This is a genomic window from Microbacterium plantarum (assembly GCF_035231185.1).
Taxonomy (GTDB): Bacteria; Actinomycetota; Actinomycetes; order Actinomycetales; family Microbacteriaceae; genus Microbacterium; species Microbacterium plantarum.
On the sequence record NZ_CP141117.1, the window covers coordinates 1983017 to 2003337 of the forward strand.

Consider the following 20321-nt stretch of genomic DNA (forward strand, 5'->3'; position numbering starts at 1 on the left):
CTCAGGCGAAGCGAGCGGCCAGCTCGTCGATCTTGTCGGGACGGAAGCCCGACCAGTGGTCCTCGTCGGTGATGACGACGGGGGCCTGCAGGTAGCCGAGCGACTTGACGCGCTCGAGCGCCGCCGGGTCCTCGGAGAGGTCGAGGACGTCGTATTCGATGCCCTTCGAGTCCAGCGCACGGTACGTCGCGTTGCACTGCACGCAGGAGGGCTTGGTGTAGACCGTGATCGCCATGTCGAGTGTGGTTTCCCTTCGCTTCTTACGCATCTCCGGCTGAGAACCTGCCGGAGCCTCAATACTACATATGGGTGCCGACATCGGGGGGCACCACAAGGGGTAGTAGTTACAAGTCTGTAGTTTTGCACCGCTCTCCCCAGGTACAACACATCTTGTCCACCGTTTCATCCACAGATCGGCGACTCGATCGAAGCCCGGTTCGACGCGTGATTCCGCGCTTCCGGGCGACGTCGAGCGAGTCTGTCCACAGGTCGGACGCTAGACCGACCCACCGACATCCGATTCGGGCGGATCTCGTCGCATCGGCGTGTCGCGGGCGTGTCGCCACGGCAGCCGCCCGGGCGTCGCCGACCGGGCTTCGGAATCGCTACCGTTGAGGGGTGGCGGGATACAGAGAACTGCTGCGCGCACCGGGTGTCGCGCGCATCATCGCCGCACAGTTGACCGCTCGCTTTCCGAGCGGGATGACGAGCCTCGCCATCCTGCTCCACATCGAGCACGTGACCGGGTCCTACGGGTCGGCCGGTCTGGTCCTGGCGGCGACCTCAGTCGGACAGGCGATCGCAGGTCCGGTGACGAGTCGATGGATGGGCGTCTGGGGCATGCGGCGGGTGCTGACGCTGACGCTCGCCGTGTGCGCGGCGTCGATCGCTCTGCTCGCGGTGCTCGACGTGCCGCTCTGGGTCTACATGGCGCTCGGTCTCATCGCGGGCCTGTCGACCCCGCCGGTGCAGTCGGCCGTGCGCACGATCTACCCGAAGATGGTGACGTCGCGGCAGCTCACCCCCCTCTTCTCCCTCGACGCATCGCTGCAGGAGATCATCTGGATCATCGCGCCGGTGCTCATCACCTTCGTCGCGCTGCAGGCCGGCACCGTGCCGGGGCTCCTGCTCGTCGTCGTCATCCTCATCGGCGGCGGCGCATGGTTCATCTCTTCGCCGGAGCTCGGACGTGTCCGCATCCCGCGCAGCCGGCGCAGCCTGGGCCGCGTGCTGCTCAAGCCGCCGGTCATGCTCGCGACCGCGACCGGCTTCCTCCTCATCGGCGCGTGCTCCGCGGTCGAAGCGGGCGTTGTCGCGTCGTTCGGTCACGGCGGACTCGAGTCCGGCCTCGTCCTCGCGGTCTTCGCCGTCGGCAGCCTGGCAGGCGGCCTGTCGTTCGGCCACATCCCGATCGGACGGTGGGCCATGGCTCGCCGCTTCCTCATCGTCACCGTCGGGCTGGCGGCGACCATCTTCTCGCTCAACGCCTGGTGGCTCGGCGGCTCGCTGCTGGTCGCCGGCATCGGCATCGCGCCGGCGCTCGCGGTCATGTTCGCCATCACCTCGGCGAGCGTGAAGTTCAGCGAGACGGCCGAAGCCTACGGCTGGATCGGCACCGGGCAGCTCATCGGAGCCGCGGCGGGTTCCGCCATCGCCGGTTTCCTCATCGACGGTGTGGGCCCGCAGGGCGCATATGTGGCCGCTGCCCTGTTCGCCGTCGTCGGCCTCCTCGTCGCGGTGACGTGCGTGCAGTGGTTCCCCGACCTCCGCGGGCGCGACGCGTCACCCATTCCCGACACCGCACCGGTCCACACGATCACGTGAGGCTGGTTCCGCGCAGACGATCGCTCAGTCGTTGACGCGCTGCAGCATCGCGAGGACGGCCGCCGCGTAGGCATCCTCGGGCTGCGGATGCTCGAACGCCAGCTCCTCGCCGGCGAACTCGATCTCCACGCGGTGAGTGTCTGCGAGCCGGCGCAGACTCCGGAAGCCGCCGCGGAGCATCTCACGCAGCTGGTCCTCACGGGGAAGCCATAGCGCCTCGTCGAGCGCGACGGAGTCGAGCGCCCACTCCGTCGTGCCGTTGAACGCGAGGATCGTCCCGGTCGGATAGCGCCGCGGCTCGATCGTCATCTCGCTGACGGTGAAGACGTCGGCCTCGAACTCCGGCTCGTTGAGCTGGAAGCGGTCTCCAGATGCCGGGCGCCAGACGAGCCCGGCCTCGCGCAGGGCGAGCGCGGCGTCGGTCGAGATCATGCCCCCATCCTGCACCAGGCGACCGGGTGAGGAGGGCGGGAGCAGAATGGATGCCGTGAGCGACTTCGACCCGGCCCGATACCTTCCCGACAGCCTCATCGAACGGATCCGCGGGCGAGCCGCGGGCGTCGACGCGGACAACGTCTTCCCCGACGAGGATCTCGCCGAGCTGCGAGAAGCCGGCTACCTCGGCATCCTCGTTCCGGAAAAGCTCGGCGGCGCGGGCTTGTCGCTCGCGCAGGCATCCGTTCTGCAGCAGCGGCTGGCCGGTGCCGCGCCCGCGACAGCGCTCGCGATCAACATGCACCTCGTGTGGACGGGTGTTGCCAAGGTGCTGTCCGACCGCGGTGACGACGCCCTGCGCATCGTGCAGGAGGGCGCCGCTGCGGGCGAGGTGTTCGCGTTCGGCATCAGCGAGGCGGGCAACGACCTCGTCCTGTTCGGCAGCGACACCGTGGCCGAGCCGCAGTCCGACGGCGGGTACGCCTTCACGGGCACGAAGATCTTCACCTCGCTCGCTCCGGTGTGGGACCACCTCGGGCTGCACGGCCTCGACACCACGAGCGAGGACGCGCCGAAGATGGTGTTCGCCTTCGTCGACCGCACGGACGCGGTGCGCACGCGCGACGACTGGGACACCGTCGGCATGCGGGGGACGCAGTCGCGCACGACCGAGTTGCACGGCGCCATCGCATCACCCGACCGCGTCGTCCGTCGGCTCTCCCCCGGCCCGAACCCGGATCCGCTCGTCTTCGGCATCTTCTCGGTCTTCGAGCTGCTGCTCGCGTCGGTGTACACCGGCATCGCCCGACGCGCTCTCGACGTCGCCGTCGTCGCCGCCCGGTCGCGCACCTCGAAGAAGACGGGGCTGGCGTACAGCCAGGATCCCGACATCCGCTGGCGCATCGCCGAGATGGCGCTCATGTACGACGGGATGCTGCCGCAGCTCGAGGCGATCGCGCGCGACATCGACGAGCGGGCCGATCACGGCGGCCTCTGGTTCGCGAAGCTCAGCGGGCTGAAGCACCGCGCCGTCACCTCGGCGAAGGCCGTCGTCGACGAGGCGATGCTGGTGGCGGGCGGGTCGTCGTACTTCTCCCGCTCCGAGCTCGGTCGCCTCTACCGTGACGTCGTAGCAGGGATGTTCCACCCTTCGGATCCGGAGTCCGCCCACAGCACCGTCGCCGCCGCCTGGCTCGGCCCTCTCACCCCCTGACCGGTTGCCCGCTCGGCCCGGGCCGGTCGACTCGCCACAAACCGCGGATGCCGGGGCCACCGGATCCGCAATTCCTGGCGACTCGACGGTAGGCGGAGGGACGGATGCGGTCAGCGGGTCTCGAGGTCATAGGCCTTGAGGAGCTCGGCGACGGCCTGCTCGCGATCGGCGCCGCCGTTCTCGAACATGTGGGTCACGTGGGTGCGGAGGTGGTTCTCGATGAGGAGCTTGTCGAGCGAGGCGAGTGCCTTCTGGATGGCCCGTGACTGGGCGATGATGTCCATGCAGTAGTCCTCGTTCTCGATCATCCGGGCGAGCCCGCGGACCTGGCCTTCGAGGATGCTCGTGCGGCGCAGGGCTCGCTTCTGGATGTCGTCGATCACGCGGTCAGGATACGCCGAGACCGGCCCCGCTCGGCGAAGCCCCGTGGGAGGATGACCGGATGGCACGCACGCCGACCTCCCTGCTCTCCCCCGCCGACCAGGCTCGACGCCAGGGGCTGCGGCGGATGAAGGCCGTCGCCCTCGGCGCGCTGATCTTCATGGCGATCGTCTTCGCGATCTCCTTCCCCCTGCAGCAGACCGTCCCCGCCTTCGGCTATGTCCGCGCCGCCGCGGAGGGCGGCATGGTCGGAGCCCTCGCCGACTGGTTCGCCGTCACGGCGCTGTTCCGGCATCCGCTCGGCCTGCCCATCCCGCACACGGCGATCATCCCGAGGCGCAAGGACGAGATCGGCCACACCCTCGGCGAGTTCGTCGAGACGAACTTCCTCGAAGCGGGCGTCATCCGCGGCAAGCTCGAATCGATGGGCATCGCGACGCGGCTCGGCGCGTGGTTGCGGCGTCCCGAGAACGCGGAGCGCGTCTCGGCCGAGGCATCGGCGGCGGCATCCGGCATCCTGACGGCGCTGAGCGACGACGAGGTGCAGGACCTGCTCGAAGACCTGGCGCGCGAGCACCTGCTGGCCCCCTCCTGGGGGCCCTCGATCGGGGGATGGCTCGAGCGCGTCGTCGGCGCCGGCGCTCACCACGGCGCCGTCGATCTCGCCATCGACAACATCGAGACCTGGCTCGTCGCCAACCGTTCGGTGTTCACCGGGCTCGTCTCCCGCCGCCTGCCGTCGTGGTTACCGTCGGTGGCAACACGGCTCGTCGACGACACCGTCTACCGCGAGGCGCTGACGTTCGTCGCGGCCGTGCGAAACGACCCCGAGCACCCGGCACGAAAGGCCATCGACGGCTACCTCGCTCGTCTCGCCGGCGATCTGCAGGGCGAGACCGAGACGGCGGCGCGGCTCGAGGCCGCCAAAGCGGCGGTCTTCGACAGTCCTCGCGTTCGCGCCCTGGCCGCCGAGGCGTGGGGCACGGCGAAGGCCGGTCTCGTCCGCTCGCTCGGCGACGCCGAGAGCCCGCTCCGCCGTCGCATCGCTGCCGCGCTCACCGAGGTCGGCGAACGCCTGTCGACCGAGACGGCACTGCAGCAGCGGATCGACGCGCGCGTCATCGACGCCGCCGCGACGCTCGTGGCCCGGCATCGGGCCGACATCGCCTCGGTGATCACCGAGACGGTCGAGCGCTGGGACGCTCAGGAGACGACCGAGAAGATCGAGCTCATGGTCGGCCGCGACCTGCAGTACATCCGACTCAACGGTACGATCGTGGGATCGCTCGCCGGACTCGTCATCTACACGATCGCCCACGCGGTCTTCGGCGCGGGAGGATGATTCCATGACGACGCTCATCCTCGCGCGGCATGCCAAGAGCGACTGGGGCTCGCCCTCACTCGACGACCACGACCGTCCGCTGAACGACCGCGGCATGCGCGACGCCCCCGCGATGGCTGAGCGGCTGGCGAGCACGGGCGTCGAGGTCGAGCGCATCCTCGCCTCGACCGCGCTTCGCGCTCGCACGACGGCGGCCGCCTTCGGTGCCGTGCTCGGGCTCGAACCCGAACTGCGCGACGAGCTCTACGGCGCCTCGGCGCGCGTGCTCCTCGACGCGGCGAGCGGCAGCGGTGCGCGGTCGGTGCTCGTGGTGGCGCATGACCCGGGGATGACGGTGCTCGCCGAGCGTCTGTCGAACGGCGGCATCGGCGGGATGCCGACGTGCGCGGTGGCCACTTTCACGTGGCGGACCGACGACTGGGATGTCGCGACCGCGACCGACCCCGACGAATGGACCTTCGACAGCCCGAAGGGCTGAGCCCCGCTCAGACGACGGCGACGACCGTTCCGCCGGTGAGGCGCACCAGCTCGTCGAAGGTCAGCGGGAAGACGGTGTGCGGGGTGCCGCCGGCCGCCCAGATCTCGTCGTACTGCGCGAGGTCTTCGTCGATGAGCGTCGCGAGAGGTGCCGGGTGTCCCGTCGGCGCGACCCCGCCGATCGCCTGTCCCGTCGCGGCGCGGACCTGCTCGACGCTCGCGCGCGTGATCGCGCTGCGCCCGGTGCGCTCGGCCAGTGCGGCCGTGTCGACGCGGTGCGCCCCGCTGGTCATGACCAGCAGCGGCTCGCCGTCGGACCAGAAGACGAGGCTGTTGGCGATTGCCCCCACCTCGACGCCGAGCGCCGCTGCGGCGAGGGCGGCCGTGGATGCGGCATCCGGCAGAACGACGATGTCGCCGAGGATGCCGGCAGCGCGCAGGGAGGCGTGGACGATTCGGCTTCGTGGAGGCAGATCGGTGGTCACGCTCACACTCTAGAAGGGGCACAATGGGCTGGATGCCGCAACGCCGCGGCACGGAGAGCATGAGCCCACAAGGCTCCGCCGAAAGAGGATCGCGATGACCCACGCCCTGCCCTTGCCCGATTTCACGCACGAGCGCGTGGAGGTGATCACGGGGCGGCGGAGCGGCCTCTTCATCGCCGCCGCGCTGCACTCCTCGGTGCTCGGCCCCGCCCTCGGTGGCGCCCGGGTGTGGACGTACCCGCACTGGAGCGACGCCCTCGGCGACGCCCTGCGCCTGTCGGCGGCGATGACGCTGAAGAACGCAGCCGCGGGTCTGGATGCCGGCGGCGGCAAGGCCGTGATCGGACTGCCTCCGGGAACCGTGCTCGACGCCGAGCGGCGCCGTGCCGCATTCCTCGACCTCGGTGACGCCGTCGAGTCGCTGGGCGGCCTGTACCGCACGGCCGAGGATGTCGGCTCGACCACCGACGACATGCTGACCGTCAGCGAGCGAACGGCACACGTCGTGGGGCTCCCCGACCGTGTGGGCGGCTCGGGCGAGCCCGCAGGCCCCACGAGCATCGGCGTGCACGCGTCGCTGCTCGCGACGCTCGAGCGCGCGACCGGTTCTCGCGAGGTCGCCGGACGCCGGGTCACGATCGCCGGGCTCGGACAGGTGGGCAGCCGGTTGGCTATGCAGCTCGCGGCCGAGGGAGCAGAGCTGACCGTGACCGATGTGAACCCGGCCAAGCGCGAGCTCGCGACGAGCCTGGGTGCGACGTGGATCGAGCCCGCGGAGGCTCATCTCGCCTCGGCCGACGTGTTCGTGCCAGCGGGCATCGGCGGGGTGCTGACCGACGAGGTGATCGACGCCCTCGATGCGCAGGCGGTGTGCGGACCGGCGAACAACCCGCTGGCGCACCGCTCCGGCGCCGACCGCCTGGCCGCGCGCGGCATCCTGTACGCCCCCGACTTCGTCGTGAACGCGGGCGGCGTCATCTACCTCGACCTCGCCGCGAAGCAGCGCGATCGCAGCGTGATCGCGACGCGCGTCGAGGGCATCGGCGACGTGCTGCGGCGCATCTTCGACGAGGCAGAGGCCCGAGGTGTCACGCCGCTCGCCGCCGCGGAGTCGCTCGCCGCCGAACGCCTCGCCGCCGGGGCAGCGCGCGACGCCCTGGTCTGACCGCGTAACCGGGATGCAAGGGATCGTGGCCGACACGCCGGCGGAACGGCATCCGCACCGGCGCGCCGCGCCCGATCCCTTGCATCCCGGCACCGACCCACGGCGCAGGCATGGGCTCAGATCTGCAGGATGGCGCGGGCGATCAGGAAGTACAGGATCAAGCCGCTGGCATCGACGAACGTCGTGATGAACGGGTTCGAGAAGACGGCCGGATCGACCCGGATCGCACGCGCGAGCAGGGGCATGACGCCCCCGACCGTCGCGGCCATCGTACACACCGCGATCAGAGTCACCCCGATGACGAGACCGATGCGCGGCTCGTAGACGAGTGCTGTGACCGCAAACCCGACGAGCCCCAGGATGCTGCCGAGGAAGAATCCCACGCGCACCTCGCGGCTCAGCACCCGCACGACGTCGCGAGGTCGCACGTCGCCCAGCGCGAGCGCACGCGTGACCGTCGTCGCCGCCTGATTGCCGGTGTTGCCACCGGTGCCGATGAGCAGCGGGACGAACAGCGCGAGCACCGTGATCTGCGCGAGCGTCGCCTCGAACGCCGACAGCACCTGCACGGTCAGGGTGGCTCCGACGGCGAGGACGAGCAGCCAGACGACCCGCGATCGCACGATCTGCAGGATCGGCGTCGAGAGGTAGGGCCGGCGCAGGGGTTCGGCGCCACCCTGGCGCGCGGCATCCTCACTCTCCTCGTGCTCCAGGATGCGGGCGGCGTCGTCGACAGTCAGGATGCCGACGAGTCGCTCCTCGCTGTCGACGATGGGCAGCGCGAGCAGGCCGCGTTCGGTGCACCGGCGCGCGGCGGTCTCGGCGTCGTCGTCCACCCCCGCTGTCTGCGCGGCCTGCATGATGTCGCGCACGGCATCGGAGGGTTCGGCGGCGAGCAGATCGCGCAGGCTGACGACTCCGGCGACACGACGACCCGCGTCGACGACAGGGAGCGTGTACACCGTCTCGGCGTCGTGCAGTCGCGCATGCACCCGCTCGAGCGCTCCTGCGACGGTGCTGCCGATCGGAACCGAGATGAACTCCGGGCTCATGCGGCGCCCGATGGATCCCCGGCGGTACCCGAGCACCGCCGCGGTCATCTCGCGCTCGTGCGCGGGAAGCCCGCGCATCAGGCGGGATGCGAGCGAGGCCGGCAGCTCGTCGACGAGCCAGGCGCGGTCGTCGGGGTCGAGATCACCGAAGATGTGCGCCACCTCGGCATCGCGCAGGTCACCGATCAGTTCGCCCTGCATGTTCGGCGACAGCGCTTCGAACACCTGCAGGGCGTGTCCCTTCGGCAGCAGCCGGTAGGCCACCGCGCGGCGTCGCCCGTCGAGGCGCTCCAGGACGTCAGCGAGGCGCTCGGGCTCGACCGCGGCGAGAGCGGCCGCGGCGGACGCCAGATCGCCGCGCGACAGGGGCGCGGCAATGCCGTCGACGACGATGGTCAGTTCGTTGATCTGCTCCGGAGTCATGGGAGCCCTCCTCATGTGGACGCGCGCGCATCCGCGGCGTCGTCACGACGACGACGGCACGGAGAACATCGCGAAGCCTGCTGGTGCGACGCACCGCGGCTCGTCCGCTCAGGAGTCGATTCGGTCGACGAGCGGGGCGGCAGCGGGCGCGGCGCTGATGATCTCGCGATGGCAACTATCACCGCTCATGGAGCACCTCACCTCGCTTCCTTTTTCTCGCAGGTCGACGACGGACAGAAGAGGATCTGCCGTCGATCACGGGCCGGGCGGCGGAACATCGGATGCCGCGGGCCGAACCCCGCCGACCATGCTACGCCTCGCACCTGAACGAACCCGACAGCGCCGTCGCGACCAGCGCCGTCGCGACCCGCGCCGTCGCCAGGTCACGGAAGCGACAGGCGGACGCGCGGCTCCTCGGGCGGCACGGCGGCGAGGAGTCGCCGGGTGTAGTCATCCGACGGCTCGGCGAAGATCTGCCGGGCCGGCGCCGACTCGACGACCTTGCCGTCGCGCAGCACGACCACGTCGTGACTCATCTGCTGCACGATCGCGAGGTCGTGGGCGATGAAGAGGTACGTCAGTCCCAGCTCGCCCTGCAGGTCGCGCAGAAGGTCGAGCACGCGCGCCTGCACCGAGACGTCGAGCGACGCCGTCGCCTCGTCGAGGATCATCAGCTCCGGTTCGAGGGCGAGGGCGCGAGCGATCGAGATGCGCTGACGCTGCCCGCCCGACAGCTCGTGGGGGAACCGGGTCGCGAATGCCGCGGGAAGACCGACCATGTCGAGGAGCTCTGCCGTGCGCCGTTCTCTCGCGACGGCGTTCGGCCCGCCGAGCCGGTGCACGGTGAGGGGTTCGGCGATGGCGTCGCCGACGCTCCGTCGCGGGTCGAGCGAGGCGAACGGGTCTTGGAAGACCATGGAGATCCGCCGGCGCTCGCGCCGCCCGGCACGCAGCACGTCGCGTCCGGCGAGCGTGGCGGTGCCCGAGTCGGGGCGCACGAGACCCGTCAGGGTGTTCGCGATCGTCGACTTGCCCGAACCCGATTCCCCCACGAGGGCCGTCGTGCAGCCCCGCCGCACCGAGAACGACACCCCGTCAACGGCGTGGATGGTGCGACGTCCGGTGGGAGTCGGGATCGTGAACGACACATCGAGATCCGTCACGTCGAGAAGGACGTCGGATGTCGCGGGCTCGGGCGGGCCGGCATCCGCCACGATCCGCGGCCGCGCGCGGAGCAGCTCTCGCGTGTAGTCGTCTTCGGGGGCGGCGTAGATGTCGCCGATGGGCCGGTGCTCGCGGGTCTGTCCCTCGCGCAGTACGAGGACGTCGTCCGCCACCTGCCCGATGACGCCGAGGTCGTGGCTGATCCACACCACGGCGGTGCCGCGCTCGTTCTGGAGCTCGCGCACGAGGTCGATGATCTGGGCCTGGGTGGTGACGTCGAGCGCAGTCGTCGGCTCGTCGGCGATCAGCAGCGCCGGATCGCAGGCCAGCGCGATCGCGATCATCGCGCGCTGACGCTGACCGCCGGAAAACTGGTGGGGGTAGGCGTCGACGCGCTCGTCGGGCCGCGGCAGCCCGACAGCGTCGAGCAGGTCGATCGCGCGCGTACGCGCCGCGCGACGAGAGAGGCGGCGATGGGTCTCGAGCGACTCGGTGATCTGGCGGCCCACGGTCAGGAAGGGGTTGAGCGATGTCGACGGATCCTGGAAGACGAAGCCGACACGGTCGCCGTGCACGCTGCGCAGCGTGCGCTCGGATGCACCGACGAGCTCCACACCCGTGGCATCGATGCTGCCGTCCTCGTTCCGGCGCCGCAGCACGCTCGACCCGCTGACACGCGCCCCGGGTGCGTCGATGAGCCCGGTCGCGGCGAGCACCGACATCGTCTTGCCCGACCCCGACTCGCCCACGATACCGAGGGTCTGGCCGGCAGCGACGTCGAAGCCGAGGCCGTGAACGATCTCTCTCGTACCGATGGTCACGCGCAGATCGCGCACCGAGAGCACCGGGTGAGCAGCGGCGGTCATCGCGCCCTCCTCGCTTCGATAAGGGTCCGCTGACGCGGATCGAGGATGTCGCGCAGGCCATCGCCCACGAGGTTGAAGGCGAGCGCCGTGACGAAGATCGCGGCGCCGGGAAAGACGCTCATCCACCAGGCCTGGCCGAGGAAGCCCTGCGCGGTGAACAGCATCCCTCCCCACGAGGGCGCGGGAGGCTGCACGCCGAGTCCGAGGAACGACAGCGCCGCCTCGGAGAGGATTGCGAAGGCGAGCGAGAGCGACGTCTGGACGACGACGGGTCCGGCGATGTTGGGGAGGACGTGGCGGCTGAGGATCCACCATCCGGGCGTCCCCATCGTCTGCGACACCTGAACGAACGCCGAGGTGCGCACCGACAGCGCGCTGGCTCGAGCCACCCGGGCGAAGATCGGGGTGTAGACGATGCCGATCGCGATCGTCGTCGTCACCTGGCCGGGCTGGAAGATCGCGACGATCGCGAGCGCGAGGAGCAGCACCGGGAACGCGAACATCACGTCGACGACCCGCATGAGGGCGGCATCCACCCAACCGCCGCGATAGCCCGCGATGGCCCCGATCGCGAGGCCGAGAATGAGGGCGAACAGCACGGCGACCACCGCGATCGTGAGCGAGGTCGACCCCGCCACGAGCACACGCGAGAGGACGTCGCGACCGAGCTCGTCGGTGCCGAACCAGTGCTCGGGGCCGGGCGGCTGCAACGCACGCGAGACGTCGATGTCGTTGATGCCGTAGGGGGCGATCCAGCCCGACAGCACCGAGAGCAGCACGATGGCGAGCAGGCCCGCACCGCTCACCACGGTCGTCGGGTTGGACAGCAGCAGACGCCAGGCAGGCGTGCGGCCACGCTCGGTGGCGGCGGGTGCCGTGGCGGGCTCGGGGGCGGAAGAGGCGTCGATGGTCATGAGACACGGATCCTCGGGTCGGCGATCGCGTAGAGCACGTCCACGATGAGGTTGACCGCGATGAACATCACGGCCACCAGCAGCACGGCCCCCTGGATGAGCGGATAGTCGCGCGCGGCCACGGCTTCGAACACGAGACGTCCGAGACCCGGCCAGGCGAAGACCACCTCGACGACGACGACGCCGCCGAGAATGGTCGCGAGCTGAATCCCGGCGATCGTCAGAACCGGCACCAGGGCTCCGCGCACGATATGCCGGAATGTCACGACTCGGCGCGGAAGCCCCTTCGACACCGCGGTGCGGACATACCCTGCCGACGCCACGTCGATGACGGCCGCTCGGATGTAGCGGGTCATGATCGCCCCCGCGACCAGGCCGACGGTGAGCCCCGGCAGGAACACCTGTCGCAGCCATCCGCCGGGATCCGTTCCGAAGGCGACGTAGCCGCTCGCCGGCAGCCAGCCGAGCGTCACGGAGAACAGCGAGATGAGCAGCATCCCGAGCCAGAAGTCCGGGATCGAGACGCCGAATTGACTGGTGAGCCGCACGATGACATCGCTCACGCGTCCTTCGCGCAGCGCCGAGTGGATTCCCGCGGGGACGGCCAGGACGAGGGCGATGACGAGACCCACCAGAGCCAGCGAGACCGTCGCGGGCAGGCGGTCGAGCAGCGTTACGGTCACCGGCTGCCCGTTGCGGAAGCTCACCCCGAGGTCACCCGTGACGGCGCTGCCGAGGTAGCCGAAGAACTGTTCCCACAGGGGGCGATCGAGGCCGGATGCCGCGCGCAGGGCCTCGTAGGCCTCGGGCGTGTACCGCGTGCCGAGGGCCAGGCGCACCGGGTCGCCCGGCACGAGCTGGATGAGGGCGAAGACGACGACGGCGACCCCGAGCAGCACGAGCGCCGACGAGAGCAGGCGCACGCCGAGGAACCGGGCGATACGCGCGGGGCTGATTCTCAAGAGGCCTCCTCTCGGACGGACCGTGCTGCTCGAGGTCGTCACCTCAGTCGCCGATCGATGCGTCGTCGAACCGGATGGCGCGGTCGGCACGCGTCTCGTAGCCCGAGACCTGCGGCGACCACACCTGGATGACCGACGGGTTGTAGAGGTAGATGTAGCTGGCCTCGTCGGCGATGATCGTCGCGGCCTGGGCGTAGAGGCCCTTGCGCGCGTCCTGGTCGACCTCGACGCGAGCGGCGTCGAGCAGTCCATCGACCTCGCTGTTGGAGTACTTCTGCGCGTTGCTGGCCCCGTCAGTGTGGTGCTGCGAATAGTAGAAGTCGTCGGGGTCGATGTTGCCGAGCCAGCCCATCATGAGCATGTCGAAGTTGCCGGAGTTCTGCTCGTCGAGCCAGGTCGAGAAGTCGGGCTGGCGGATCTGCACGTCGATGCCGAGCGGTTCGAGGTTCGCGGCGATGATCTGTGCAGCCGTGACGGTCTCGGGGTAGTCGGACGTGGCCAGCAGGTCGAGCGTTCCGCCGGCGAAGCCGGCCTCGTCGAGCAGCCCGCGGGCGGTGTCGAGGTCGGTCGAGTACCGGTCGTACGAGGTGTACCAGACGCTCTGCTCGGGGATCGCGAGCTGGTTCTGGGCTGCGGTTCCGTAACTGACCGCCTGGACGATCGCGTCCCGATCGATCGCATACGCGATCGCCTGCCGCACCCGCACGTCGCTCCACGGTCCCCGCGCTTCATTCAGAGCCAGGTACCAGTAGTCGCTCGAGGGGGTGAGGCCGAGCTGCACGGCGTCGTCGCCCTGCAGGTCGGAGACCTGCTGCGTCGGCACGACATCGGTCCATTGGATGTCTCCGGCGCGGAGCGCGGCGAGAGCCGTCGCCGGCTCGGAGATGAAGCGGAACTCGACACCGCCGAGGTCGGGCGCACCACCCCAGTAGTCCTCGTTGGCGGCGAGGTCGATGCGGTCACCGGCCGTGTAGCTCGCGACCGAGAACGGTCCGGTGCCGATCGGCGCGGTGGTGATGTCGCCCGACTCGACGTTCTCCTTCTTCACGATCGCCATGCCCTTGAAGCCGCCGAGGTTGCTCAGCAGGTTCGGCGTGGGCTGCGACACGGTGATGACGACGGTGTCGTCGTCGGGAGCGGTGACGTCGGTGACCGCGCTGAACTTCCAGGCGTTGGCGAGTTCCTCGTCGATGATGCGGTCGTAGGAGTAGACGACATCCGCGCTGGTGAAGTCGGATCCGTCGTGGAAGGTGACGCCGTCGCGCAGATCGAAGGTCCAGGTGAGCTGGTCGTCGCTGACTTCCCAGCTCTCGGCGAGAGCGGGCTGCATCTCGAGGTTCTCATCGGGGGCGACGAGCGTGTCGAAGACGTTCTCGAGCACCTCGAACGCGAAGTACGAGCTCGTGCGATGCGGGTCGAGCTGGTCGGGTTCACCGCCGATGGCCGCGACGAGGACGTCTCCTTCGACGCCGGCGGCGCCGTCGAGGTCGACGCCTTCGCCCGCGGAGCAACCGACGAGGGTGAGCGCCGCGACGAAAGTCACGGCGCCGAATGCGGTGCGCTTGTTCATGGTCTGCCTATCGGGTCATCGGTCAGGGCATCATCGCTGGTGCATCATTTTGATGATGATTCGATCAGTATGTGCCACCATGAGGGAGGGCGACAAGCACAGGCCCATCTCGAAACAGAATCTTCACAATCGCCCCGCGAGAGGAATCGCATGACCTTCACCGTCCTGGCACGCGACGGCCGCACGGGCCTGATCGGCGCCGCCACGGCGAGCAGGTCGCTCGCCGTCGGCAACGCCGTCATCGAGGTGCGGCGGGGCGTCGGCGCGGCGGCGAGCCAGGCCTGGACCAACCGGGCGTTGCGGGGCCGCCTTCTCGACGCCGTCGCGTCGGGATCCGCAGCGGATGCCGTCGCCCTCATCCCCCATTGGGATGACGAGCCGGCACTGCGCCAGGCCGCCGTCCTGCCGTCGGCAGGTCCCGGCGCAGCGCACACCGGCGCGAACACCTCGCCGTGGAGCGGCCACCTCGTCGAGCACGACCTCGTCGTCGCCGGCAACCTGCTGACCGGCGAAGACGTGCTCACTGCCATCCGAGACGCCTGGATGGCAGGTGACGACGATGGCGAGGTCGCCCCGGCCCCCGATGCGGCCGCGTTCGCCGCGCGTCTCGTCGCCGCTCTCGCGGCGGGGGAAGCGCAAGGCGGTGATCGCCGGGGTCGCCAGAGCGCTGCGGTCGTCGTGACCTCGCCGAGTCTCGCCGGAGACGCATGGGTCGACCTCCGGGTCGATGACCACGGCAACCCACTCGCCGAGCTCCACCGGCTCGTCGAGCTGCGCGCGAGCGATCTGCGCGCGGATCTCAGCGCTCGAAGGGCGTAACGGCGCCGAGCACGACCGTCACATCGTCGTGCCCGTTGGCCCACCAGTGCGCCTCGGAACAGCCGTAGGTCACCGTGTCGCCGGCTTCGAGCCGCACGCGGCGCTCGCCCTGCGCGACGATGAGCACCCCGCGTTCGACCGTAACGGTCTCGGTGCCGATGTGCCGGAACGGGCGGCTCTCGTTGCTGAACCCGACCGGCAGGGTCGACCGGATCAGCTGCAGCATCGACTCCCCCCGGGGGGTCAGCAGTTCGCGGACCGACTGCTGATCGGCGGGGATGTCGGCGATCGGCGGCATCCGGTGCCCCTGGCCGGCGACCACGACGGCGAGCTCACCCGCCGGCTCGTCGAGCAACTGGCCGACCGGCACACCGAGGGCACCCGCGAGTCGATGGATCGACTGGAGCGACGGATTGCCCATTCCGCGCTCGAGCTGGCTGACGAGCCCGAAGCTCACTCCCGCCTTCTCCGCGAGGGCGTGCACGCTCAGCCCGAGGCGCTTACGCGAGTCACGGACGGTCGCGCCGAGAGCGCGCACCGCTTGGGCTTCGTCGGTCTCGGGAGGGCGCGTCACGCCTGTCACCCTACCGGCGACGACACCATGCGCCGGGGTGCATCACGACGACAGGGCGCCCGACCGTGTGGTCGGGCGCCCTGTCGAGAGGGGTCTGCTGATCAGCTGGCGGCAGCGAGGTTCTTCGCGACGTGCGCGTGCACGGCCTTCAGCCACGAGAGCAGGAACTCGGACGTCGACTCGTTGGTGACGGTGCCGTCGTCGTCGATCAGCCCCTCGGTGAGCTGCAGGTAGCCCTCGGGCTGCGAGAGCTCGGGCGACGCGAGGAACGAGAGGATCGAGCGCAGGTGCTGCTGCGCGACGGCGGTGCCCACCGCGCCGATGGAGATGCCGATGACGGCGGACGGCTTGCCGGCGAAGCTGTTGTCGCCCCACGGACGGCTCGCGGTGTCGAGAGCGTTCTTCAGGACGCCGGGCACCGATCGGTTGTACTCCGGGGTGACGATGATGACGCCGTCGGCCTTCTCGACCGCAGCCTTGAACTCGGCCGCTTCGGCCGGGATCGACGCGTCGTTGTCGGCCGAGTAGAACGGCAGCGCGGCGATCGGGATCTCGGTGAGCTCGAGGTCGGCCTGCGGGGCGAGCTTGGTGAGCGCCTTCGCAAGACGACGGTTGATCGAGGTCGACGAGATGCTGCCGACGATGACGCCGACGTTGTAGGTGGTCATGGACGAAACCTCCCGGGGGATCGATTCAGTTGCATACAGTGTACGCGTCGTCAGAATGTGAAAAGCCCCCGCGATGCGGGGGCTTTCTCGGTGGACCTGAGGGGATTCGAACCCCTGACCTCTTCATTGCGAACGAAGCGCGCTACCAACTGCGCCACAGGCCCGGAACTCCCCCACACTATCACGCTGTCGGGACTGCTCCGTGCGCGCACAATGGAGGGATGCACCACCCCGCGGCATCCCTGATTCGTAATGTCCGTGTCTCCGACGCCTCCGCCGTCGACATCCGCATCGCCGATGGCGTGATCACCTCCATCGAGCCGGCGACGCCGCAGGCGCCGTCGGCAGACGCGGGCGACACAGGCCTCGAGATCGACGGACGCGGGATGCTCGCGCTGCCCGGCCTCGTGAACACCCACGCTCACGTCGACAAGTCGTGGTGGGGCCTGCCGTGGCAGTCGTACGGCGGCGAGGGCGGCACCGATGGCCGCATCCGACACGAACGCGCCCGCCGCGACGAGCTGGGGATCCCGAGCGTCGCGACGACGGCGCACGTCCTCGAGCAGTTCGTCCGTCACGGCACGACCGCGATCCGCACGCATGTCGATGTCGACCTCGGTGTCGCCCAGCGCGGCATCGAAGCGGTGCGCGAAGCGGTCGCGGCATACGACGGGGCCCTCCAGGTGCAGATCGTGGCCTTCCCCCAGGACGGCGTGCTGCGCCGCCCCGGCGTCATCGACCTGCTCGACGAGGCGGCCGCCGCCGGCGCGGAGTTCATCGGCGGGCTGGATCCTGCGTCGATCGATCGCGACCCGGTCGGCCAGCTCGACGCGCTCTTCCGCGTCGCCGCCGACCGCGGGGTCGGAATCGACCTGCATCTGCACGACCCCGCCGAGCTCGGCGCGTTCCAGATTGAGCTGATCATCGAGCGGACCGAGCGGTTCGGCCTCGCGGGACGCGTCAACCTCGCGCACGGGTTCGCGCTCGCACAGGTCGGCGCGTCGCACCGACGCGACCTGCTGCAGGCGATGGCCGCGCTCGACATCACGATGACGACAGTGGCGCCCCTGCGCCTCTCCCAGCTGCCGCTTCACGAGATGGATGCCGCGGGCGTGCGCTTCGGCTTCGGCACCGACGGCATCCGCGACCTGTGGAGCCCCTACGGCACCGGTGATCTGCTCGGCATCGCCTGGCAGTACGCCCGCGCCTCGAGCCTCGTCCGCGACGACGACCTGCGCCGTGTGGTCGACATCGCGACGGGCGGTTCGGCCCCCTTCGCGGGACTGCCGGTCGGCCGGATCGAGGCGGGCTCTCGCGCCGACATCATCCTCGTCGACGCAGAGAACCCGATGGACGCCCTCGTTCGGACGCCCGAGCGCGAGCTCGTCGTGGGGAACGGGCGCGTCCTGTTGCAGCGCTGAGCCGGGATCAGCCTGCTGCGCGCTGCGCGAGAAGTCGCCGGACGTGGTCCTCGATCTGCGCGTCGTCGACCTGACCCGTCGGCACGAACGCCGGGGTGGGTGCCTTGGCGGCGCGGCTGGCGGCAATGGATGCCGGCGCGCGACGCGCGGCCTCTCGCTGGATCGCCTCACCGACGGCGGCCTGACGGAGAGCTTCGCGCGCGTCGACCTCGTCGAGCACGGCGGCGGCACGCGACCCGGCCGAGGCCGTAAGCGGGCGGGGCAGCTCGCGGGGAGTCCAGGTGGCACGCGCGTCGGCGAACTCGAACTCGGGCACCACGGCCGAGGCCGGCTGGACGGTAGCGGTGACAGACGGCGCGACGACGGCAGAGCGGGCGGCGCGTCGAGCAACCGCAGCCATACGGTTGAGCACGACGGTGGCCACGAGCAGGGTCGCGATGCCCGCGATCAGCAGCGCGGCCGATCCGGACGATGCCAGCATCCAGCCGCCGGCGCCGCTCGCGCCGACAGCCAGCAGAGCGACGATCGTCGTCGCCAGGCGGAGACGGCGACGGACACGCGCGCGGTGCTCGGGCGACGTCATGCGTGCGGAGCGCGCGACACGCACTTCGCGGCGCGCTTCGATGAGCCGGCGGCGCTCGCTCTCGAGTCGCAGCTGCTCCTTCTCGTGCTGCACCTGACGCGCGAGCTTCTGCTGCGCCAGCGCGGTGCGCGTCGAGAGCTCGACCCGCACCTCCTCCGGCGCCTCAGCCGTCTCGGCGAGCACGCGCAGCGCCTGGTTCAGGCGGACGGCGTTGCGCTCGGCGGCGTCGTAGCGGTAACGACTGTGCCAGGACGGAAGCAGATAGACCATCCACAACGCGACCGCGACGAGGACGATCACGCCGCCGCCGAGAACCTGCCCACCCATGGGGACAACCGTACGTGGCATCCCGCGTGGTGACACCCCAGACACACGCGTGTCTGAAGTTCTTGTTCAACTTTAAGGTTCGAGTCCGGCCGCGCGACGGTCGGCACGGGGGATGGCCGCTGCATCAGGCGGCACTGCGCCCTCGAGCCAGCGCCCGAGGACGCCGCGCGGCACCTCCTCCGCGACGAGCGCGAAAGCGAAGTGATCGCGCCAGTCGCCGTCGATGTGGATGTAGCGACGGCGGAGTCCCTCGTAGCGGAATCCGAGCTTCTCGACCACCCGCAGGCTCGCCCGGTTCTCCGGCCGGATGCAGATCTCCATCCGGTGCAGCCGCAGTTCCTCGAAGCAGAGGTCGGTCGCCAAGGCGACAGCGGTCGGCGTGATGCTCTTGCCGGCGAACCGCTCGCTCACCCAGTACCCGATCGTCGCCGACGACAGTGAGCCGCGCGCGATGCCCCAGACGTTCAGCTGTCCCGCGATCTGCCCGTCGTGCTCCATGACGAAGGGCACACCGGCGCCATCACGGTACTGCTGCAACAGACGCCGGATGCCGAGCCGCATGTCGAAAGACACCGGCCCGTCCGGGCTCGTCGCCTCCCACCGCTGCAACCAGGAACGGTTCGCGAGGAGTTCTGCCTGCAGAGTGCGGGCATCGCGCGGCCTGATCAGCCGAATGGCCACCGATCCGTGGTGGCGGGGTGCGGTGGCATCCACGCGCGTTCCGGTTCTCGTGTCAGAGGTTTCCGACGAAGTCCTTCAGCCACGGGCGGAGCTCGGGTCCGAGGTCATCACGGTCAGAGGCGAGCTGCACGATGGCCTTGATGTAGTCCAGTCGGTCCCCGGTGTCATAACGGCGTCCGCGGAAGACGACACCCAGGACTCCCTCGGTCGTCGCGAGCTCCTGCAGCGCATCGGTCAGCTGGATCTCGCCACCCTTGCCCGGCTCGGTGCGCTCGAGGATCTCGTACACGTTCGGCTTGAGGACGTAACGCCCGATGATCGCGTAATTGGAGGGGGCGTCCTCCTTCTTCGGCTTCTCGACGAGGCCGGTGACCTTCACGACATCCGGATCGTCGGTCGGCTCGACGGCCGCGGCGCCGTAGAGGTGGATCTGGTCGGGGTCGACCTCCATGAGGGCGACGACCGTGAGACCCGAGCGCTCCTGCTCCGCGAGCATCTTCGGCAGCAGCGGGTCGCGCTCGTCGATGAGGTCATCGCCGAGCATGACGGCGAAGTTCGAGTCACCGACGTGCGCCCGCGAGCGCAGCACGGCGTGCCCCAGGCCCTTCGGCTCGCCCTGACGGACGAAGTGGATGTCGGCGAGGTCGGACGACTCCTGCACCTTGCGAAGCTTGACGTCGTCGCCCTTGCGGGTGAGGTTGTGCTCGAGCTCGGGAACGGAGTCGAAGTGGTTCGACAGGTTGTTCTTGTTGCGGCCGATGATGATCAGGACGTCGTCGATGCCGGCCTGCGTCGCCTCTTCGACGACGTACTGGATCGCCGGCTTGTCGACGACGGGCAGCATCTCCTTCGGCATCGCCTTCGTGGCGGGAAGGAAGCGGGTGCCGAGGCCTGCGGCGGGGATGACCGCCTTGATGCGCTGCTGAGACATGGGTCCACAATATCGATCAGGTGGCGCAGGCGAGTGGTTTGATG

At 69.8% G+C, this 20321-nt stretch carries 21 protein-coding genes and 1 tRNA gene; 7 read left to right on the top strand and 15 right to left on the bottom strand.

The window, feature by feature from the left end; all coding sequences use genetic code 11:
* Position 1: 1 nt before the first annotated feature.
* Positions 2–235 (bottom strand): glutaredoxin-like protein NrdH, encoded by a 234-nt coding sequence (gene nrdH / locus VC184_RS09535; RefSeq protein ID WP_023954603.1) that lies wholly within the window; start codon positions 233–235, stop codon positions 2–4.
* Positions 236–618: 383 nt separating this feature from the next.
* Between nrdH and VC184_RS09540 the strand changes: the two genes are divergently transcribed.
* On the top strand, positions 619–1824 hold the full coding sequence (locus tag VC184_RS09540) for an MFS transporter (protein WP_323985941.1): 1206 nt from the start codon (positions 619–621) through the stop codon (positions 1822–1824).
* Between the two features lie 24 nt (positions 1825–1848).
* Here VC184_RS09540 and VC184_RS09545 read toward each other — a convergent pair whose 3' ends face one another.
* Complete coding sequence (locus VC184_RS09545) at positions 1849–2256, bottom strand: pilus assembly protein CpaE (RefSeq protein ID WP_112617009.1); 408 nt, start codon at positions 2254–2256, stop codon at positions 1849–1851.
* A gap of 46 nt (positions 2257–2302) precedes the next feature.
* Here VC184_RS09545 and VC184_RS09550 point away from each other — a divergent pair, with 46 nt between their 5' ends.
* A complete protein-coding gene (locus VC184_RS09550; RefSeq protein ID WP_323985942.1) occupies positions 2303–3472 on the top strand; it encodes an acyl-CoA dehydrogenase family protein in 1170 nt (389 codons plus the stop codon).
* A 110-nt stretch (positions 3473–3582) separates the two neighbouring features.
* Here VC184_RS09550 and VC184_RS09555 read toward each other — a convergent pair whose 3' ends face one another.
* Positions 3583–3855, bottom strand: a complete 273-nt coding sequence (locus VC184_RS09555; RefSeq protein ID WP_023954607.1) for a metal-sensitive transcriptional regulator — start codon at positions 3853–3855, stop codon at positions 3583–3585.
* A 59-nt stretch (positions 3856–3914) separates the two neighbouring features.
* On the opposite strand from VC184_RS09555, the gene VC184_RS09560 reads away from it, so the two are divergent.
* Both VC184_RS09560 and VC184_RS09565 read left to right on the top strand, forming a co-directional pair.
* Complete coding sequence (locus VC184_RS09560; RefSeq protein ID WP_274178562.1) at positions 3915–5195, top strand: DUF445 domain-containing protein; 1281 nt, start codon at positions 3915–3917, stop codon at positions 5193–5195.
* A gap of 4 nt (positions 5196–5199) precedes the next feature.
* Positions 5200–5673: a SixA phosphatase family protein gene (locus VC184_RS09565; protein WP_282501076.1), complete on the top strand. Its 474-nt coding sequence runs from the start codon at positions 5200–5202 to the stop codon at positions 5671–5673.
* Between the two features lie 7 nt (positions 5674–5680).
* Here the strand turns inward: VC184_RS09565 and VC184_RS09570 are convergent, their stop codons facing one another.
* Positions 5681–6157: a YbaK/EbsC family protein gene (locus tag VC184_RS09570; protein ID WP_323985943.1), complete on the bottom strand. Its 477-nt coding sequence runs from the start codon at positions 6155–6157 to the stop codon at positions 5681–5683.
* A 94-nt stretch (positions 6158–6251) separates the two neighbouring features.
* Here VC184_RS09570 and VC184_RS09575 point away from each other — a divergent pair, with 94 nt between their 5' ends.
* Complete coding sequence (locus tag VC184_RS09575) at positions 6252–7322, top strand: Glu/Leu/Phe/Val dehydrogenase family protein (protein WP_323985944.1); 1071 nt, start codon at positions 6252–6254, stop codon at positions 7320–7322.
* 116 nt (positions 7323–7438) lie between these two features.
* Here VC184_RS09575 and mgtE read toward each other — a convergent pair whose 3' ends face one another.
* From mgtE to VC184_RS09600, 5 genes are all read right to left on the bottom strand, one after another.
* Positions 7439–8797, bottom strand: a complete 1359-nt coding sequence (mgtE, locus tag VC184_RS09580; RefSeq protein WP_323985945.1) for a magnesium transporter — start codon at positions 8795–8797, stop codon at positions 7439–7441.
* A gap of 383 nt (positions 8798–9180) precedes the next feature.
* Positions 9181–10827: an ABC transporter ATP-binding protein gene (locus VC184_RS09585; RefSeq protein WP_323985946.1), complete on the bottom strand. Its 1647-nt coding sequence runs from the start codon at positions 10825–10827 to the stop codon at positions 9181–9183.
* The gene (locus VC184_RS09590; RefSeq protein WP_323985947.1) at positions 10824–11741 is read right to left on the bottom strand and encodes an ABC transporter permease; all 918 of its coding nucleotides are present in this window, start codon (positions 11739–11741) and stop codon (positions 10824–10826) included. Before VC184_RS09590 ends, VC184_RS09585 begins: the two co-directional genes overlap by 4 nt.
* On the bottom strand, positions 11738–12703 hold the full coding sequence (locus tag VC184_RS09595; protein ID WP_064954928.1) for an ABC transporter permease: 966 nt from the start codon (positions 12701–12703) through the stop codon (positions 11738–11740). Before VC184_RS09595 ends, VC184_RS09590 begins: the two co-directional genes overlap by 4 nt.
* Before the next feature lie 43 nt (positions 12704–12746).
* The gene (locus tag VC184_RS09600) at positions 12747–14273 is read right to left on the bottom strand and encodes an ABC transporter substrate-binding protein (protein ID WP_323985948.1); all 1527 of its coding nucleotides are present in this window, start codon (positions 14271–14273) and stop codon (positions 12747–12749) included.
* Between the two features lie 150 nt (positions 14274–14423).
* Here VC184_RS09600 and VC184_RS09605 point away from each other — a divergent pair, with 150 nt between their 5' ends.
* Complete coding sequence (locus VC184_RS09605) at positions 14424–15092, top strand: DUF1028 domain-containing protein (RefSeq protein ID WP_323985949.1); 669 nt, start codon at positions 14424–14426, stop codon at positions 15090–15092.
* Here VC184_RS09605 and VC184_RS09610 read toward each other — a convergent pair.
* From VC184_RS09610 to VC184_RS09620, 3 genes are all read right to left on the bottom strand, one after another.
* Positions 15073–15666 carry a helix-turn-helix domain-containing protein gene (locus VC184_RS09610; protein WP_323985951.1) on the bottom strand — a complete coding sequence of 198 codons (594 nt, stop codon included), beginning with the start codon at positions 15664–15666 and terminating at the stop codon, positions 15073–15075. The two genes, VC184_RS09605 and VC184_RS09610, sit on opposite strands and share 20 nt — an antisense overlap.
* A gap of 101 nt (positions 15667–15767) precedes the next feature.
* Positions 15768–16334: an NADPH-dependent FMN reductase gene (locus tag VC184_RS09615; RefSeq protein WP_323985953.1), complete on the bottom strand. Its 567-nt coding sequence runs from the start codon at positions 16332–16334 to the stop codon at positions 15768–15770.
* 91 nt (positions 16335–16425) lie between these two features.
* Positions 16426–16498: transfer RNA gene (locus VC184_RS09620), tRNA-Ala, on the bottom strand.
* A 57-nt stretch (positions 16499–16555) separates the two neighbouring features.
* Between VC184_RS09620 and VC184_RS09625 the strand changes: the two genes are divergently transcribed.
* The gene (locus VC184_RS09625; RefSeq protein ID WP_323985955.1) at positions 16556–17755 is read left to right on the top strand and encodes an amidohydrolase family protein; all 1200 of its coding nucleotides are present in this window, start codon (positions 16556–16558) and stop codon (positions 17753–17755) included.
* A 7-nt stretch (positions 17756–17762) separates the two neighbouring features.
* Here VC184_RS09625 and VC184_RS09630 read toward each other — a convergent pair whose 3' ends face one another.
* From VC184_RS09630 to galU, 3 genes are all read right to left on the bottom strand, one after another.
* Complete coding sequence (locus tag VC184_RS09630) at positions 17763–18665, bottom strand: large exoprotein (protein WP_274178576.1); 903 nt, start codon at positions 18663–18665, stop codon at positions 17763–17765.
* Between the two features lie 72 nt (positions 18666–18737).
* Entirely contained in the window at positions 18738–19379 is a 642-nt protein-coding gene (locus VC184_RS09635; RefSeq protein ID WP_282501083.1) for a GNAT family N-acetyltransferase, read from the bottom strand.
* A gap of 19 nt (positions 19380–19398) precedes the next feature.
* On the bottom strand, positions 19399–20277 hold the full coding sequence (gene galU, locus VC184_RS09640; RefSeq protein WP_112617022.1) for a UTP--glucose-1-phosphate uridylyltransferase GalU: 879 nt from the start codon (positions 20275–20277) through the stop codon (positions 19399–19401).
* Positions 20278–20321 lie beyond the last annotated feature (44 nt).

Excerpts from the sequence above, each read along its gene's own strand:
- VC184_RS09630 (WP_274178576.1), bottom strand. The coding sequence starts at position 18,665 with ATGGGTGGGCAGGTTCTCGGCGGCGGCGTGATCGTCCTCGTCGCGGTC.
- VC184_RS09615 (WP_323985953.1), bottom strand. The coding sequence starts at position 16,334 with ATGACCACCTACAACGTCGGCGTCATCGTCGGCAGCATCTCGTCGACC.
- nrdH (WP_023954603.1), bottom strand. The coding sequence starts at position 235 with ATGGCGATCACGGTCTACACCAAGCCCTCCTGCGTGCAGTGCAACGCG.
- galU (WP_112617022.1), bottom strand. The coding sequence starts at position 20,277 with ATGTCTCAGCAGCGCATCAAGGCGGTCATCCCCGCCGCAGGCCTCGGC.
- VC184_RS09575 (WP_323985944.1), top strand. The coding sequence starts at position 6,252 with ATGACCCACGCCCTGCCCTTGCCCGATTTCACGCACGAGCGCGTGGAG.
- VC184_RS09565 (WP_282501076.1), top strand. The coding sequence starts at position 5,200 with ATGACGACGCTCATCCTCGCGCGGCATGCCAAGAGCGACTGGGGCTCG.
- VC184_RS09590 (WP_323985947.1), bottom strand. The coding sequence starts at position 11,741 with ATGACCATCGACGCCTCTTCCGCCCCCGAGCCCGCCACGGCACCCGCC.
- VC184_RS09605 (WP_323985949.1), top strand. The coding sequence starts at position 14,424 with ATGACCTTCACCGTCCTGGCACGCGACGGCCGCACGGGCCTGATCGGC.
- mgtE (WP_323985945.1), bottom strand. The coding sequence starts at position 8,797 with ATGACTCCGGAGCAGATCAACGAACTGACCATCGTCGTCGACGGCATT.
- VC184_RS09585 (WP_323985946.1), bottom strand. The coding sequence starts at position 10,827 with ATGACCGCCGCTGCTCACCCGGTGCTCTCGGTGCGCGATCTGCGCGTG.
- VC184_RS09625 (WP_323985955.1), top strand. The coding sequence starts at position 16,556 with ATGCACCACCCCGCGGCATCCCTGATTCGTAATGTCCGTGTCTCCGAC.
- VC184_RS09600 (WP_323985948.1), bottom strand. The coding sequence starts at position 14,273 with ATGAACAAGCGCACCGCATTCGGCGCCGTGACTTTCGTCGCGGCGCTC.
- VC184_RS09545 (WP_112617009.1), bottom strand. The coding sequence starts at position 2,256 with ATGATCTCGACCGACGCCGCGCTCGCCCTGCGCGAGGCCGGGCTCGTC.
- VC184_RS09550 (WP_323985942.1), top strand. The coding sequence starts at position 2,303 with ATGGATGCCGTGAGCGACTTCGACCCGGCCCGATACCTTCCCGACAGC.
- VC184_RS09560 (WP_274178562.1), top strand. The coding sequence starts at position 3,915 with ATGGCACGCACGCCGACCTCCCTGCTCTCCCCCGCCGACCAGGCTCGA.